At 57.5% G+C, this 16652-nt stretch carries 16 protein-coding genes and 1 tRNA gene; all 17 read right to left on the bottom strand.

Features of this window, described 5'->3' with window-relative positions:
* Positions 1-91: 91 nt before the first annotated feature.
* Positions 92-1795 carry a protein adenylyltransferase SelO gene (locus FDP08_RS18890; protein ID WP_137437823.1) on the bottom strand — a complete coding sequence of 568 codons (1704 nt, stop codon included), beginning with the start codon at positions 1793-1795 and terminating at the stop codon, positions 92-94.
* Between the two features lie 84 nt (positions 1796-1879).
* Positions 1880-1956, bottom strand: a tRNA-Met gene (locus tag FDP08_RS18885).
* A 72-nt stretch (positions 1957-2028) separates the two neighbouring features.
* Positions 2029-2706, bottom strand: coding sequence for a ribonuclease HII (gene rnhB, locus FDP08_RS18880; protein WP_137437822.1), 678 nt, complete (start codon positions 2704-2706; stop codon positions 2029-2031).
* Positions 2703-3887 (bottom strand): lipid-A-disaccharide synthase, encoded by a 1185-nt coding sequence (gene lpxB, locus FDP08_RS18875; protein WP_137437821.1) that lies wholly within the window; start codon positions 3885-3887, stop codon positions 2703-2705. Before lpxB ends, rnhB begins: the two co-directional genes overlap by 4 nt.
* 19 nt (positions 3888-3906) lie before the next feature.
* Entirely contained in the window at positions 3907-4698 is a 792-nt protein-coding gene (gene lpxA, locus FDP08_RS18870) for an acyl-ACP--UDP-N-acetylglucosamine O-acyltransferase (protein WP_137437820.1), read from the bottom strand.
* Positions 4698-5135 (bottom strand): 3-hydroxyacyl-ACP dehydratase FabZ, encoded by a 438-nt coding sequence (gene fabZ, locus FDP08_RS18865; RefSeq protein ID WP_137437926.1) that lies wholly within the window; start codon positions 5133-5135, stop codon positions 4698-4700. The genes lpxA and fabZ overlap by 1 nt, the downstream gene beginning before the upstream one ends.
* A 14-nt stretch (positions 5136-5149) precedes the next feature.
* Positions 5150-6175 (bottom strand): UDP-3-O-(3-hydroxymyristoyl)glucosamine N-acyltransferase, encoded by a 1026-nt coding sequence (lpxD, locus tag FDP08_RS18860; protein ID WP_137437819.1) that lies wholly within the window; start codon positions 6173-6175, stop codon positions 5150-5152.
* A 51-nt stretch (positions 6176-6226) separates the two neighbouring features.
* Positions 6227-6724, bottom strand: coding sequence for an OmpH/Skp family outer membrane protein (locus FDP08_RS18855; protein WP_137437818.1), 498 nt, complete (start codon positions 6722-6724; stop codon positions 6227-6229).
* A gap of 50 nt (positions 6725-6774) precedes the next feature.
* Positions 6775-9093, bottom strand: coding sequence for an outer membrane protein assembly factor BamA (gene bamA / locus FDP08_RS18850; protein WP_137437817.1), 2319 nt, complete (start codon positions 9091-9093; stop codon positions 6775-6777).
* Positions 9094-9136: 43 nt separating this feature from the next.
* Positions 9137-10486, bottom strand: a complete 1350-nt coding sequence (gene rseP / locus FDP08_RS18845; protein WP_137437816.1) for an RIP metalloprotease RseP — start codon at positions 10484-10486, stop codon at positions 9137-9139.
* Between the two features lie 48 nt (positions 10487-10534).
* On the bottom strand, positions 10535-11728 hold the full coding sequence (gene ispC / locus FDP08_RS18840) for a 1-deoxy-D-xylulose-5-phosphate reductoisomerase (protein ID WP_137437815.1): 1194 nt from the start codon (positions 11726-11728) through the stop codon (positions 10535-10537).
* A complete protein-coding gene (locus tag FDP08_RS18835; protein WP_137437814.1) occupies positions 11722-12561 on the bottom strand; it encodes a phosphatidate cytidylyltransferase in 840 nt (279 codons plus the stop codon). Before FDP08_RS18835 ends, ispC begins: the two co-directional genes overlap by 7 nt.
* 22 nt (positions 12562-12583) lie before the next feature.
* Positions 12584-13354 carry a polyprenyl diphosphate synthase gene (uppS, locus tag FDP08_RS18830; RefSeq protein ID WP_137437813.1) on the bottom strand — a complete coding sequence of 257 codons (771 nt, stop codon included), beginning with the start codon at positions 13352-13354 and terminating at the stop codon, positions 12584-12586.
* A gap of 75 nt (positions 13355-13429) precedes the next feature.
* Positions 13430-13987 (bottom strand): ribosome recycling factor, encoded by a 558-nt coding sequence (frr, locus tag FDP08_RS18825; protein ID WP_137437812.1) that lies wholly within the window; start codon positions 13985-13987, stop codon positions 13430-13432.
* A 29-nt stretch (positions 13988-14016) separates the two neighbouring features.
* Positions 14017-14745: a UMP kinase gene (gene pyrH, locus FDP08_RS18820; RefSeq protein ID WP_137437811.1), complete on the bottom strand. Its 729-nt coding sequence runs from the start codon at positions 14743-14745 to the stop codon at positions 14017-14019.
* A 185-nt stretch (positions 14746-14930) separates the two neighbouring features.
* Positions 14931-15800, bottom strand: coding sequence for a translation elongation factor Ts (gene tsf / locus FDP08_RS18815; RefSeq protein ID WP_137437810.1), 870 nt, complete (start codon positions 15798-15800; stop codon positions 14931-14933).
* A 95-nt stretch (positions 15801-15895) separates the two neighbouring features.
* A complete protein-coding gene (gene rpsB / locus FDP08_RS18810; protein ID WP_137437809.1) occupies positions 15896-16648 on the bottom strand; it encodes a 30S ribosomal protein S2 in 753 nt (250 codons plus the stop codon).
* Between the last annotated feature and the right edge of the window lie 4 nt (positions 16649-16652).

Below are 16652 nucleotides of genomic sequence, written 5' to 3'. Positions count from 1 at the left end.
CGCGATCAGCGCGAAGACTGCCCACCCCTGGCTTTGTCGCTATCCCGCCTCCATACAGCGGCTAAGGATAATCCTGTTCTAAATTGGCTGGTTACGACGAACAGCTGTAATAGGAAAATCCGCCGAGATCGAACAACTCTGACGGCTTCAGCCTGTAGTATTGCTCCTCGGCCCTTTCTGACTGCTCGGCGTATGGTTGTGTCAATACGCCCTGCAGCGCTCTGAGTGGCTGGTAGTGACCCTCGGCTGCCTGTTGATAGACAGGTACCACCAACCACTCCCGCATCGTGTATTTTGGATTGACGAGTTTCATCTCCCGGGTGGGCCCGATACGCGATTTCCACTCAGTGAGCCATTGTGCCCAGCGCATGAACAGCGCTGCTGAATCGGCTGCCCCTGCTTCATTCGGCGGCCTGTAAAAACTCTTCTTGAGTGGCTCAATGTCGTCAGGTATCGACGACAGCTCCCGGAAAAAGAGGGTGTAATCCACAGGCGTTTGCGTCATCAGCGCCATAAGCTCCCTGAAGAGGCCGGCGTCAAAGGCGTCAAGCCCCAGCTTGGCTGCCCACATCTTTTCCAGCTCCGCCTTCATCACCTCCGGGAAACCTGAATGAATCTCCTCTAGCTGAGCCAGTTCCCCCTGACGGGCAGTCAGCAGAGGCTGCAGGGCCAAACAGAACATCCTGAAGTTCCGTTCCGCTGCCACAGGTTGATTCAGGAAGGAGAAGTGTTGTCCCCCACCGGTCCATGGTTGGTAGAGAGGGTCAAATACTTCGCAGAACCCGAAAGGACCATAATCCAGCGTGAAGCCGCCAGCGGCGCAGTTGTCACTATTAAAGTTGCCCTGGCAATAACCGACACGAATCCAGTTCGCAACCAGAGAGGCGAGACGGCCGCGAAACTCACGCGCCAGCATCACGACTTTTGAGGGAGTATCGAGTGATTGATCAATGACATCAGCGTACTCCCGATCGATCAGATGAAGCACGAGCTGCTCGAGCTCCTCCATCGCTTTGGGATGTTCCTGCCTCCGGGCGCGACGACTGAAGAGTTCGAGCTGGCCCACCCGGATGAATGACGGTGCGACACGGGTGGATATCGCGACTGGCTCGGCAATCATCTGGTCCGGATCCCTCATACGGGAGCCCTCCGAATACCAGGGCCGCATCACCTTTTCGGTTTTAGATACATAAAGGCTCAGGGATCGGGAGGTCGGTACGCCCAGCGCGTGCATATGCTCCTGTGCCAGGAACTCGCGAACACTCGATCTGAGCACAGCCCGGCCGTCAGCGCCGCGGCAGTACGGTGTCCGGCCGCCACCCTTTAACTGCATCTCCCAGCGTCGACCGTTGAAAACACCCTCAAGCACCGAAATTGCACGCCCATCACCGTAGCCATTGCCGGTCTGAAACGGGCACTGCTGGGTGTATTCGGTGCCGTAGATGGACAGCGCATAGCCACACGCCCAACCGACCTTGCGCATCGGCTCCGGAACCTGTGCCAGGTCTCCAGAGAACATCCGGATAAAGTCCGTGGACTGAGCCAAACTATCAGCAAAGCCTAATTCGCTGAACAGAGTTTCGCTGTGAGCAACGTATTCAGGGGCTTCAATTGGCGTTGGCCTGACTGGCACATAATGCCCCGTAAAGACCTGCCTCGGCATGTGGTCGACGCCATCCGGATCTGCATCGGGATCACAGTTCAGATTATTTATCAGCGAGTAGTCTGCCATCGGCGCCAGCTCTTCGAGGCTGGTGACTTCGAGGCTTTTTGTTCGCGGTGAGCGATTCTCCATCAGGGCTTCTCCTGGTCAGGAAGTTCTGGAGACAGAAACGAAAAAAGGCAGACCAGTATAATACTGATCTGCCTTTCTTTTATATGGTAGCGGGGGCAGGATTCGAACCTACGACCTTCGGGTTATGAGCCCGACGAGCTACCAGACTGCTCCACCCCGCAATAAACTGGCTGTTGTTTTCGAGGCAACCCCCGATCAACGTGCGCGTATAGTAAGGATCCGCTGGCAGTGTGTCAATCGATATTTTCAAAGAGGTCGGAAGGATACAGCAGTTCGTCGGCGGGGCCCGTGGTGATCATGCCGACCGCCTCTATGGCTTCCTGAACCGGCCTGAATGAACGCCGGTGCTGGGTAGTGGCCCCCAGCCTGCCGAGAGCTTCCAGGTGTACTGGCGTGGGATAGCCCTTGTGGCTGGCAAATCCGTAGTGGGGATAGGTTTCATGAAGTGTTGCCATCTCCCGGTCGCGGGTTACCTTGGCGAGTATGGAAGCCGCGCTGATGGCTTCCACCCGGCTGTCGCCCTTTATCACCGGCTCCGATGGCCAGTGCCAGTTCGGGCAGCGGTTGCCGTCCACCAGCACGTATTCGGGGGGAATATGAAGCCCGGCTACCGCCCGCTCCATCGCCACCATGGTGGCACGGAAGATGTTCAGACGGTCGATCTCGTCGGCTTCACAGCGGCCAAGGCTCCAGGAAGCGGCGCGTTCGATGATCTGTTCGTACAGCGCCTCACGGCGTTTTTCTGTCAGCTTTTTCGAGTCCGCCAGGCCCGGTATCGGCTTTTCCGGGTCCAGTATCACGGCTGCTGTTACCACGGCGCCGACCAGCGGCCCACGCCCGACTTCGTCCACGCCGGCCAGAAGCCGGCCCTGATAACGACACTCAAAGGGCGGTAGCGGTCTTTTGCTCATGGCTGCTTACCTTCGATCAATGCTGAAAGGGCAGTTGCTGCCTGCTCGTCAGCATTCTGCCGCAACTGTTCATGCAGGAGGGAGAAGGCGTCGGTGAGGCGGGCGCGTTCGGTTTCGTTTTCCAGGCGTTCGAGAACGGCTTCGCCCAGGGTCTCTGGTGTGGCGTCATCCTGCAGCAATTCCGGCACCAAAGGCTCACGGGCAAGCAGGTTGGGCAGCGCCACGTGGGGCACCTTCACCAGCCGCGATACCAACGCAAAACTGAGGCCGCTCAACCGGTACCCGACAACCATGGGCTTCTTGAGCAACATCGCTTCGAGCGTTGCGGTTCCGGAGGCCAGCAGGACCACATCCGACGACGCCATCACTTCCCGCGAACGGCCACGCACAATGGTCACCTCCAGCTTCACATCGAGGGCCTCCACCAGCGCCCGAACCTGCTGCTCGCGCTCCCGGTTGACGCACGGAATCACCAGTTGCAGGTCAGGGCGTTTGCCCTGGATCCAGCGTGCGGCTTCCAGAAACAGGGTGCCAAGGCGTTCAACCTCCCCTCCCCGGCTCCCGGGCAGGATGGCCAGCACCGGTGCGTCGTCGCGCAGACCCAAGGCCTTGCGGGCGCCTGCGGTATCCGGCGTCATCGGGATTCGGTCTGCCAGGGGGTGGCCCACAAAGGCCACGGGGATATTGTGCTCTTCGTAGAATCGCGCTTCGAAGGGAAACAGCGTCAGCATGAGGTTGACGGATTTGGCAATCTTGAAGATACGCTTCTGGCGCCAGGCCCAGACCGAGGGGCTGACATAGTGGGCGGTGAGCATGCCGGCATCACGGCATCGCCGTTCAATGCCCAGGGTAAAATCCGGGGAATCGATGCCGATCACCACATCCGGCGGCGTTGCCAGCAGATAGTCCATCAACCGGGCACGAATGCTGAACAGCTCACGGATGCGGCCAAGCACTTCCACCAGCCCCATAACGGAAAGTCGTTCCATGGGCACCAGCGAGTGAAAGCCTTCAGCCACCATTTCCTCGCCGCCAATGCCCACGAAACGGGCATGGGGATATCGGTGCCGGAGCGAGCGAATCAGGCCCGCGCCGAGGATATCGCCGGAGGCCTCTCCGGCCACGATGGCAAAGGTAGCTTTACGGGTACTGACAACAGAGTGCTCAGGATGGTCCGTCACCGGGGTAATCGCTCCCTGGTCAGCGGATAATGCCGCGGTGTGCGCCGCGAAGGGATTCAATCAGTGGCAGCACTTCGGGGATGTCGGAATAGGCTTTTTCCAATTCCACTACCGCCTGCTCCGTTGTCAGGCCCTGGCGATAGATAACCTTGTAGGCGCGACGAAGAATCAGCAGAACTTCCTTGCTGAAGCCACGGCGCCGCAGTCCTTCCACGTTCATGCCGAATGGCTGGGCGGACTGTCCGCTGGCCATGATGTAGGCGGGAATGTCTTTGAGTACGATGCTTCCGCCGGCGCTCATGCTGTGGGTGCCGATGTGGCAGAACTGATGGACCATGGTGCCGCCGCCAAGGATGGCATAGTCACCTACCGATACATGCCCGGCCAGAGTGGCACAGTTGGCCAGGATGGTGTTATCACCAATGATGCAGTCATGGGCGACATGAACGTAGGCCATCAGCAGGTTGCCGCTACCAATACTGGTTTCACCCCGGTCCTGGACAGTCCCCCGGTGAATGGTGCAATTTTCACGGATGGTATTGTCGTCGCCAATCACCAGCGTGGTCGGCTCGCCCGCGTACTTCTTGTCCTGGCACTCCTCACCCACACTGGAGAACTGGAATATGCGGTTATTACAGCCAATTCTGGTGGGGCCCTTGATCACCACATGGGACATGATTTCGGTACCTTCACCGATCTCCACATCCGGGCCAATATAGCTCCAGGGACCAACAACGACGTTGTCAGCCAGCCTGGCAGACGGATCAACGATCGCCTGAGGATGGACTCCCGACCATTCTTTTGTCGCCATCAGACTTCTCTCTCAGCGGTCAGTATTTCTGCCACACAGACGACTTCGTCATCTACAAGTGCGCGGCACTCGAATTTGTAGATTCCACGTTTACCCGAGATCATCCGGGATTCCAGGCACAGTCTGTCCCCTGGCACAACCGGGCGCTTGAAGCGCGCCTTGCTGGAACCAGCGAGGTATTGTACCACGCCATCCGACGGCTTCCGGCCAACCGTCAGGAAGCCGAGAATGCCCGAGAGTTGCGCCATGGCTTCGATAATAAGCACGCCCGGCATAATGGGATTGTTTGGAAAGTGGCCGTTAAAAAATGGCTCGTTCAGGGAAATGTTCTTGTACCCCTTGATGAACTGCCCCTTTTCCGACTCGGTCACCCGGTCAACCAGCAAAAAGGGGTAGCGATGGGGCAGGTATTCCATGATGTCTTTGATGTTCATAATCATCAGTAACGGCCTCAGCCTTGTATTTTCTTTTCCAGTTCTTTTAGCCGACGCGCCATGGCATCAAGCTGACGAAAACGTACGGCATTCTTGCGCCATTGCCGGTTGGTGTCCGCGCTGGTTCCCGATGAATACACGCCAGGTTCCGCTATATCATTCGAAACCAGGGTCATGCCCGTCAGGTGTACCTGATCACCAATCGTCAGATGGCCCGCCACTCCCGACTGGCCACCGAAGACGCAATGGCTGCCGACCCGGGTGCTGCCGGCAATTCCAACCATTGCCGCCATGGCGCTGTGATCACCAATACTGACGTTATGTGCTATCTGAATGAGATTATCGAGCTTCACCCCGTTGCCAATGACGGTGTCGTCGAGCGCACCGCGATCAATCGTGGTATTCGCCCCGACCTCAACATCATCGCCAAGGATTACCCGGCCAAGTTGCGCGATCCGGTGCCAGGCGCCTTTCTCATTGGCAAACCCGAAGCCGTCCGAACCGATTACGGCACCACTCAGAATATGACAGCGCTTGCCCAGCACAATGTCGTGAGCCAGGGTCACGCGCGGGCGCAGCACTGAATGTTCACCAACCGTGCAGCGGGCGCCAATGATACTGCCGGCACCGATCACCACGTGGTCACCAATAACCGCCTCGGCCTCGACAACAGCCTGTGGCCCGATACTGGCGCTTTGCGACACCTGCGCTGACGGGTCAACCACCGCAGACTCGTGAACACCAGGCCGTGGTACAGGCGCAGGATCAAACCAGTGGCTCAGACGAGCATAACCAAGGTAAGGATTGTCCAGTAACAGGACATTGGTAGAGCACTGATCAGCGACCGATGGAGAGACGATAACCGCCGAAGCCCTGGTGTCTGCAAGATAGCGTGCGTAGGAGGGATTAGCCAGGAATGCGATCTGGCCCGGAGCCGCCGCCTGAAGCGTGGCAAGCCCGCCGATATCGGTATCGGGATCGCCCCTGAGTTCCGCCCCAAGCTCAGAGGCAATATCGCCCAGCCGGTATGAACGCTTAGTCATTATCAGCTCCACAAGGTTTTTCCGGGCTGGCCATTACCAGTCCCGCCGTTATCAGCGGTCCAGCTTCTCCAGTAGCTCTTCCGTCAGGTTCATGTCGGGCTTGACGTACACAACGGCCTCACTGGGCAGAATCAGGTCGAGATCATGCTCGTCCAGTAATTCCTTGACGGCTGCATCCACTTCCGGGCGAGCGTCTTCCAGAAACTGCTGTTTGCGGTTTGCCACGGTGGAATCCAGACGTTGCTTGAGAAAGTTAAATTCCTTGACCTTTTCCTGGAATTCCGCGGTCATTTTGGTGCGTTCAGACTCATTCATCATGGCGCCGTCTTTCTCCAGGCGCGCCTGCAGATTTCGGGCGGCCTCCTGAGCCTCCCTGACCTTTGCTTCCTCAGCGGAAAAATCCCGCTGCATCTGCTCACTGAATGCTTTTGCATCTTTGGACGAGAACAGTGCCTGGCGCAAATCAACCACGCCAATACGAGTTTCAGCGGCAACCGTGGTGGTTGCCATCAAAGCAGCCAACAATACTGCCATGGACAATCGGAACATGTTATTTCTCCTGTTTTTCAGTTATTACCGCGTTTCCATTCGCTCTCTGATCAGAACGTCTGCCCCAGGGAGAACTGGAATATCTGGGTATCGTCGCCACTCTTGTCGTTCAGAGGTTTGGCAAGACTGAATGCCAGCGGACCAACCGCTGTGATCCACTGGAATCCTACACCAGCCGACACCCGGACTTCATCCAGAGCCGGGTCAAAGTTGCGGTCAGCGTCAAACACCTGCCCCGCATCCACGAAGAATGCCGTTCTCATTGAGCGGGTATCGCCGGCAAACGGCGTGGGGAAGATCAGCTCAAGACTGCCCTCCGTCAGCAGGCTGCCGCCGAACGGGTCCGGGTCAGAGAAGTCGTTAGGCGCATTTGTGGCCCGAGGCCCCAGAGAGTTTGCCTCATATCCGCGCACCGAACCGTAACCGCCGGCGTAGAAGTGCTCGTAAAACGGCATCACCGTTCGCCCGCTGTAACCATCACCATAGCCGATTTCTGAACGTGCGCGGAAGACCCAGGTCTGGTTCTCATTGAATGGCTGATAGAACTCGGTTTTCTGGTTCACTTTATAGAACGTAAGGTCACTGCCAGGCACGGCAATATCCGTGGACAGGGAAACGCTGTAACCATCAGTCGGCAGAACGCCCCGGTTCAGAGTACTGCGGCGCCATGAACCGAACAGGAAGTAGTTGTTGAAGTCGTTACCTTCTTCGTCGATAAAGGTTCGCACTTCCTCGGAGGTAAACGCGCCCTCCTTGACCTTGGAGAGGGTATAACCAAGTCCAAAGTTCAGCCGGGTGACGTTGTCGGTGGGATACCCGAAAGTGACCCGGCCGCCATACTCATCCAGCAGATAGGATGAAATATCCTGCTCTTCGAAATCGGTTTCACGGGCGAACACGCTGAAGCCCCGGCTTACGCCGTCCACGGTGTAGTAAGGGTCCAGGTAGGAGAAGTTGGCGCTCTTGATGGAGTCGCTGACATTTACGCCAAAGGATACCCGCTTACCGCTGCCAAAGAAGTTGTTCTCTGACACGTTGGCCCCGAGGATAACGCCGGAAGCCTGGGAGAAGCCAACAGACGCCGAGAGGCTGCCCGTTGCCTGCTCCGCCACCGAGTAGTTGACGTCTACCAGGTCGTCGGTACCGGGGACCGGAACCGTCTCCACATCCACGGTCTTGAAGAAACCAAGCCGCTCCAGTTGTGTTTTGGAGAATTCGATTCTGTCTGTTGACGCCACACCGCCTTCCATCTGGGTCATCTCCTGGCGCAGCACGTCGTCTCTTGTAGAAACGTTGCCATCAAAATTGATGCGCCGGACGTAGGCCCGCTTGCCGGGTTCCACAAAAAAGGTGACTGATGCGGTGTCATCCTCACCTGGCTCCGGCACGGCGTTCACGTTGGCAAAGGCATAACCTTCACGGCCGAGGCGCCTGGACAGCGACTCGGAAATCGCCGTCATGCGGGAACGGGAAAATACGTCGCCCTCTTCAATCGGGATAAGCTCGCGCAGCTCTTCCTCATCAACGATGAGTTCGCCACGCAGATTGACGTCGGAAACCGTGTATTGGGGCCCTTCATTCAGGGAGATCGCAATGAACACCTGCTTCTTGTCAGGCGAGATGGACACCTGGCTGGATTCAACGTTGAAGTCGATATAGCCACGGTCAAGATAGAAAGACCGCAGGGACTCCAGGTCACCACTCAGGCGCTCTCGGGCGTACTTGTCGGAGTTGGTGATGGAATTCCACCAGCTGGTGGTTCTCAGCTCAAACAGATCCAGCAGGGTTTCATCGTCGAAGGCGTCGTTGCCAACAATGTTGAGATGCTGAATGGCTGCCACTGTGCCTTCATTGATATCCAGCCGGATGGCAACCCGGTTGCGCGGGAGATCTTCGGCCGTTGCCTTTACGCGGGCGTTGTAACGGCCCTGACTGATATAAGACCGCAAAATCTCCAGTTCCAGCCGCTCCAGGGTGGCGCGGCGAAACACCTGGCCTTCCTGCAGGCCGGCACCGGACAGCGCGTCCATCAGCATGTCGGTTTCGATGTTCTTGTTGCCATCAATGTCGATGGAGGTGATTGATGGCCGTTCCTTGACGGTCAGGATCAGCACACCACCGTCCCGGCTCGCCTCGATATCGGTAAACAGCCCGGTACGAAACAGGTCCTTGATGGCGGAAGCCAGTTCAACTTCATCAACAGGCTCGCCGATGGATACGGGAAATGCAGAGAATACCGTTCCTGCGGATACCCGCTGAAGGCCTTCTACCTCAATGTCAGATACGGTGAATTCATCAGCCAGAGCCGGTTTCATGGCGGAAGTGGCGATTGCCAAACCTACAGCTAAACCCAGAAAAGAACGTCTCATTCAATAATTTCGCCTGTTGATGCGCGTAAGGAGTTCGCAATTCTCACAACCGCATCAGGTCGTTGTAAAGTGCAAACACCATTAATGTGAGGATCATTGCCATACCAATACGTAACCCGAAAGCCTGTGCCTGTTCGGAAAGCGGCTTTTTACGGATGGCTTCGATGGTGTAATAGACAATATGCCCACCATCCAGAACCGGTACTGGCAACAGATTCAGCACCCCGAGGCTGACACTGAGGTAGGCAAGAAAACGTACAAAATCTTCAAAGCCGGAACTTACACTGGCTTCGGCTATCCTTGCAATGGTAATCGGGCCACTAAGGTTAGAGGGAGACAGCAGCCCGGTCACCATTTTTTTGATGGCAACCAGGGTCAGCCGGGTGTCACCCCAGGTTTCGGACACGGCGTTGGGGATCGCGGCCAGGGGCCCGTAGCTGACATCCCGCAGCACTTCATCGGGCCATGTCACTTCACTGACGCCGGCCCCCACAAGCCCGGTAACCGTGCCGTCGTCTGCCTTGTTTTCTGCAGGTGTTACCACAATCTGCTGGGTGCGACCGTCGCGCTCAACCGTTAGCTCCAGTGGTGTTTCGGGGGCTTCCCGAATAAACGAGACCAGTTCGAACCAGTCAGACACCGGTTCTCCATCCACAGCAACCACCCGGTCGCCGGACTTCAGGCCCGCAGCTTCAGCCCTTCCTCCAGTGACAATCTGTCCCAGGACAGGCGGTACATCCGGCCGCCAGGGCGTGACGCCGAATTCACCCAAAGGGTTAGGGTTCTCGTCATTGAGGCGCCATCCGTCCAGGGACCCTGTCAGCGTGCCCCGGCTTCCGTCGCGGGAGACATCAATGGTTATTTCACCGAACTCGCCGGTACGCTCAAGCAGGCGCATGTTCACGTCACGCCAGGACGTTACCCGGTGCCCGTCAACCTCGTGGATCTCCATACCAGAGGCGAGCCCCACGCGGTCAGCAACGCTGCCCTCGTTGACCTCTCCGATGATGGGCGCGACGGTGGTGAAACCCACTACGCTGAGCAGCCAGTACGCAAAAATGGCAAACAGGAAGTTCGCCACTGGGCCGGCCGCTGCAATGGCAATGCGTTTTGACGGCGGTTTGGAGTTGAAGGCCAGATGCTTCTCGTCCTCAGGTACCGGCCCTTCCCGCTCGTCCAGCATCTTTACATAACCACCAAGCGGAATGGCAGCAACCGCAAACTCGGTACCCTGCCGGTCGTACCAGGAGAATAATGGCTTGCCAAAACCCACCGAAAAACGCAGCACCTTTACCCCACAGCGCCGCGCCACCCAGAAGTGACCGAACTCATGAAGGGTTACCAGAATGCCCAGCGTCAGTACCAGCGCCAGTATGGTTTCAACTATCTGCATAGTGTTCTCTGTTGAGTTTGATCAGCCCGCCCGCCAGGCCCGCCTGAATCAGACAGCCCGCCTCAGGATCTGTTCCCGGGCCAGGGCGCGGGCTTCGGTATCCTTGGCAAAGATGGTATCGAAACTGTCGGCCGGCACAACCTCGGTGGCCGCCAGGGTCTGCTCAATGATAGAGGGAATGTCGGCAAAACCCAGTTTACCAGCAAGAAACGCTGCCACCGCCTCTTCATTCGCCGCATTCAGTACCGCTGGCGCGGTTCCACCCTGCTGAAACGCCTCGGCAGCAAGCCGCAGGCAGGGGAAGCGCTCAAGGTCGGGCCTTTCGAAATTGAACTGCCCGATACGGAAAAGGTCCAGCGGTGCCACCCCGGCGTCGATTCGCTCAGGCCAGGCCAGGCCGTTGGCAATCGGCGTGCGCATGTCGGGGCTGCCGAGCTGGGCAAGCACGGAGCCATCGGCGTATTCAACCATGGAGTGAATGATGCTTTCCGGGTGCACATGCACTTCGATCATTTCCGGCGTGGTATTGAACAGCCAGCAGGCTTCGATCAATTCCAGCCCTTTATTCATCAGTGTTGCCGAATCCACCGAGATTTTCTGGCCCATCGACCAGTTGGGATGCGCACAGGCCTCTGCCGGCGACACATGACGCAGCGCCTCGGCGGAATGGGTACGGAAAGGGCCACCCGATGCCGTCAGCAGAATGCGGGTGATGCCTGCGCCGCCGGTATTGCGGATCTTGTCGGGGGGCATGCACTGAAAAATCGCATTGTGCTCGCTGTCGATTGGCAGCACTTCCGCCCCGGAGGCAGCGACCGCGTCCATGAACAGCTTGCCGGACATCACCAGCGCTTCCTTGTTGGCCAGCAATACACGCTTGCCAGCCCGCACAGCCGCCAATGTGGGTGGCAGGCCGGCCGCGCCAACAATGGCGGCCATGACGGTATCGGCTTCGGCATCTGCCGCCACCTGGCCCAGCGCTTCCTTACCACTGAGAACGGTGACCGATGGCAGGTCGGAAAGTACTTCGCTTAATGCCCGGGCAGCTTGCTGATCCGCCATCACCGCATAGCGGGGGCGAAATTCATGGCACAGTTCCGCCATGCTCTCGACACTGGTACTGGCGGTCAGCGCATGCACCGAAAAACGATCCGGATGCCGGCGGACGACGTCCAGCGTATTCAGGCCTATGGAGCCTGTTGCACCCAGTATCGTTATGGATCGCTTCACAGAGGTCACCATTGCCCCGTGGTCAGCCAACCAAGCAGCGTAATAAGAAGCGCGAATACAGGAATGGCTGCCGTCAGACTGTCGATTCTGTCCATGATGCCACCGTGGCCCGGCAACAGCTGACTGCTGTCCTTGATGCCGCGGAAACGTTTGAGCATGCTCTCAAGCAAGTCGCCCAGCACTGAAACCGCACCGGTCACCAGGCTGGCGATAACCAGCAGACCAGACTGGGCCGCCGTTGCCGAGGCCAGCGTGCTGATAATGACCGCGAACACGGCAACTGCCACCAGGCCACCCCATACGCCGGCCCAGGACTTGCCAGGGCTGACACGTGGCGCAAGCTTGGCCTTGCCGAATGCACGGCCAGAGAAGTAGGCACCAATATCCGCTACCCACACCACACAGAAAACGTAGAGAATCACCAGCAGACTGTTGGTGCTGTCACCAAACTGGAAGCCGCCGGTGCGGATATGGTTGAGCCCGACCCAGGCGGGAACCAGTACCAGAAGCCCCATGATGGCCCGGGCCGGCACACTGCCCCAACGCTCGGAACCGGCCGGATAGCCGCGCACCAGCACAAAACACAGAACCCACCAGAACAGCGCCAGCCAGAGAACGGCCACGGCCGGTACATTCAGCAGACCATAGAGAACCGCAGCAACCACCAGGGCATAGGCTACACGGGCCGCAGGCGCCACTATGCCGGACATATTGGCCCACTCCCAGGCGCCAATCGTGATGATGGCACCGGTAAACAGGGCGAAGCCCAGGGGTGGCAGGAAGAAAATGCCGCCGATGGCAATAGGCGCCAGTATAAGCGCAGTAATAATACGGGTTTTAAGCACGGTATCGTTCGCTATTTTGTCGTTATTGTTCCGATGACACTCTGGCGATCTGGTCGTCAGTCTGACCAAACCGGCGTTTCCGGCCCGCATACGCCTGTAGCGCCTGGCTCATTTCCTGTTCACGGAAATCCGGCCAGTAAACAGGAGAAAAGTACAACTCGGTGTAAGCCAGGTGCCAGAGCATGAAATTGCTGATGCGCTGCTCACCTGCCGTCCTGATCATCAGGTCGGGCATGGGCAAATCGCCAATGGAGAGGTGCTGCTGTATCAGGTTGTCGGTGATATCCGAAGGCGCCAGTTCACCCTTGCGGACCTTCTCGGCCACTTTGCGGCTGGCCTGGGTGATATCCCAGTGGCCACCGTAGTTTGCGGCTATGACCAGAGTCATCCGGGTATTGTCACGGGTGAGCTCTTCGGCACGGTTCATGTGTTCCTGAAGGTTCGCACTGAAGGCCGAGCGGTCGCCGATAATGCGCAGGCAGATATCATTGCGATGGAGCTTTTTCACTTCCCGCTCCAGGGCAAACAGGAACAGACGCATCAGCGCCGACACTTCGTCCTCGGGGCGGCGCCAGTTCTCACTGGAGAACGCGAAAAGTGTCAATACCTCCACCCCTTCCCGGGCACAGGTTTCCACCACTGACCTGACGGCCTTAACACCGGCCTTATGGCCGGCAACGCCCTTCAACCGCCGGGCTTTGGCCCAGCGGTTGTTTCCATCCATGATAATGGCCACATGCCGGGGCTGGCTGCCAGCCGCTACCGGAATCTCTGCGGATACACTTTCCGTCATGCAATCCCCTGTCCAGCCAGCACCCGGCAACGGTGCCGATGCTGGCTGATCATGTTGCTGAAATTGACCAGCTGCTCAGACAGCCATCAGGTCCTCTTCCTTGGCCTTTAGCTGCTTCTCGATATCGGCGATATAGCGGTCGGTCAATTTCTGGATTTCCTCCTCACCGTGGCGCTCTTCGTCTTCGTTGATTTCCTTTTCTTTCAGCAGTTCTTTCAGCGTGCTGTTGGCATCCCGACGCGCGTTGCGGACGGAAACCTTGCCATGTTCCGCATCTGCCCTGGCCTGCTTGACCATTTCCTTACGGGTTTCTTCGGTCAGCATCGGCATGGGAATACGAATGACTTCACCGTTGTTCGACGGGTTGAGGCCCAGATCCGACATCATGATCGCTTTCTCGATCTTCGGCAGCAGCGGCTTTTCCCAGGGCGAAACTGACAAAGTACGGTTGTCTTCCACGTTCACGCTACAAACCTGCTTCAGCGGTGTCTCCTGGCCGTAGTAATCAACCATTACGCTGTCCAGAATGGAGGGGTGGGCACGACCGGTACGGATCTTGTTGAAAGCCGAGTTCAGGGACTCAAGGCTTTTCTTCATTTTCTTTTCGGCATCAGCTTTAATATCGTCAATCACTGCAGCATCCTCGGATTCGTTGTTCAAAATTACTCAATCAATGTGCCTTCAGATTCCCCGGTTACAATCCGGGTCAGCGCGCCAGCCCGGTTCATATCGAAGACCCGAAGGGGCATGCCATGGTCCCGGGCAAGGCAGATGGCGGTCAGATCCATCACGCCCAGTTTCTTGTCCAGCACTTCATCGTAAGTGAGGTGCTCGTATTTTTCCGCGGTCGAGTCTTTGTAGGGATCCGCGGAGTAAACACCATCAACCTTGGTGGCTTTTAGCACCGCATCAGCTTCAATCTCGATGCCGCGCAGACAAGCCGCTGAATCGGTTGTAAAAAACGGATTTCCCGTACCCGCACAGAAGATCACCACGTCGCCGTCTTTCAGATCGCGTACGGCGCGGCGGCGGTCGTAATGTTCAACAATACCACTCATGGGGATGGCAGACATAACCCGGGTACGAATGTTGGAGCGCTCAAGGGCATCGCGCATGGCCAGCCCGTTCATCACGGTTGCCAGCATTCCCATGTGATCGCCTGTCACCCTGTCCATGCCGGCCGCGTTCAGAGCAGCACCACGGAACAGGTTACCACCACCGATCACCAGGCCTACCTGGACACCAATACCAATCAGGGAGCCAATATCCAGCGCCATACGATCAAGCACTTTGGGGTCAATACCAAAACCATGGTCGCCCACCAGGGCTTCGCCACTGAGCTTGAGCAAAACACGTTTGTATCTGGGCTGGGTATTGGACGACTTCGGCATGAGGATCCCCTTCTGTGTGTCTGGCTTGATGTCTGGCAGGACAAGCTTGTCAGGCTTGTATTTGACATACTCCTCGAAAAAAGGGGTATCTCAGATACAAGCCCGCCACGAGAGCCGGACTACTCCAGCCAACGTGGCAGACTCGAACGGTGCGTCAGCGCATGCTTCAGCACCTGTCAGAAGGATCAGGACTTACCGGTGCCCGCTGCAGCAGCGACCTCGGCAGCGAAGTCCACTTCTTCCCTCTCAATACCTTCGCCAACTTCCAGACGGACAAAGCTGGCCAGATCGGCTCCGTTTTCCTTGATCAGCTGACCGACGGTCTGGTCAGGATTCTTGACGAACGGTTGCTCGACCAGGCTGTTTTCCGCCAGGAACTTCTTGATGCGGCCGCCCATCATCTTCTCGACGATTTCGGCAGGCTTGCCTTCCATGTCCGGCTGGGCCTTGATGACGGCCTTTTCTTTCTCGAGCTCGTCGGCCGGCATGTCTTCCGGCTTGCCAACCCGGGGGTTAACAGCGGCAACGTGCATGGCAACGTCCCGTGCAACTTCCGGGTCACCAGCGGTGAGAGCCACAACAGCGGCAATCTTGTTGGTGCTGTGTACGTAAGCGCCCACAACCGGGCCTTCCACCCGCACGATGCGACGAACGGTGATGTTCTCGCCAATCTTCTGAACCAGCGCTTCACGCTTGGCTTCCAGATCGCCTTCCATCAGTTCGGCAACGTCGGTTTTGCCGTTTTCGAAAGCAACATTCAGAACGTCGTTGGCGAAGTTCATGAAGTTGTCATCACGGGCAACGAAGTCAGTTTCGGAGTTCACTTCCAGGATGTAGGCGACAGTGTTGTCGTCAGACACTTTAATCAGGGAAACACCTTCAGCGGCGGTACGGCCCGCTTTCTTGGCAGCCTTCAGGCCGGAAGACTTGCGCAGCTCTTCAATTGCAGCATCAACGCTTCCTTCAGCCTCTACCAGTGCTTTCTTGCACTCCATCATGCCAAGGCCCGTGCGCTCACGGAGCTCTTTGACCATTGCGGCAGTAATTGCAGCCATGTTCATTCCTCTTAACTGTTCCAATCCAAATTCTGTACCGGTGTGCCCGGCGGTAAGCCACGGGCACACCCTAAAACCCATTTGCGAAGAAGGTATTACTCCGCGGCGGGAGCAGCACCTTCCGCGCCTTCGCTGACTTCTACAAACTCGTCAGCGCCGGCAGCACCTGCCTGGGATGCTTCAAGGCAGGTATCAGCAACGGCCTGCACGTAAATCTGGATCGCGCGGATGGCATCGTCGTTACCCGGGATCACGTAATCAACGCCGTCCGGGTCGCTGTTGGTATCAACAACACCAATAACAGGAATGCCCAGCTTGTTGGCTTCCTTGATGGCGATACGCTCGTGGTCCACGTCGATAACGAACAAGGCGTCCGGCAGGCCGCCCATGTCCTTGATGCCGCCGATGGAGCGCTCAAGACGGTCCATTTCGCGGGTGCGATCAAGGGCTTCTTTCTTGGTCAGCTTGTCGAAGGTACCGTCCTGGCTCTGTGCTTCCAGGTCGCGGTAGCGACGGATCGACTGGCGGATGGTCTTGTAGTTGGTCAGCATGCCGCCGAGCCAGCGATGGTTCACGTAAGGCTGGTTGGAGCGCAGTGCTTCTTCCTTGATGATCTTGGCCGCTGCACGCTTGGTGCCAACGAACAGGATCTTGTTCTTGCTGTTTGCGAGGTTATGAACGAAGTTCAACGCATCGTTCATCGCAGGAACAGTCTGTTCAAGGTTGATGATGTGAATCTTGTTACGGGCGCCGAAGATGAACTTCGACATTTTCGGGTTCCAGTAACGGGTCTGGTGACCGAAGTGAGCGCCTGCCTTCAGCAGGTCACGCATATTTACCTGAGCCATGATA

It is taken from the genome of Marinobacter panjinensis (genome assembly GCF_005298175.1).
GTDB classification, from domain to species: Bacteria; Pseudomonadota; Gammaproteobacteria; order Pseudomonadales; family Oleiphilaceae; genus Marinobacter; species Marinobacter panjinensis.
Note: the sequence above shows the minus strand (reverse complement) of the source record. Positions and strands in the feature narration are given on the sequence as shown.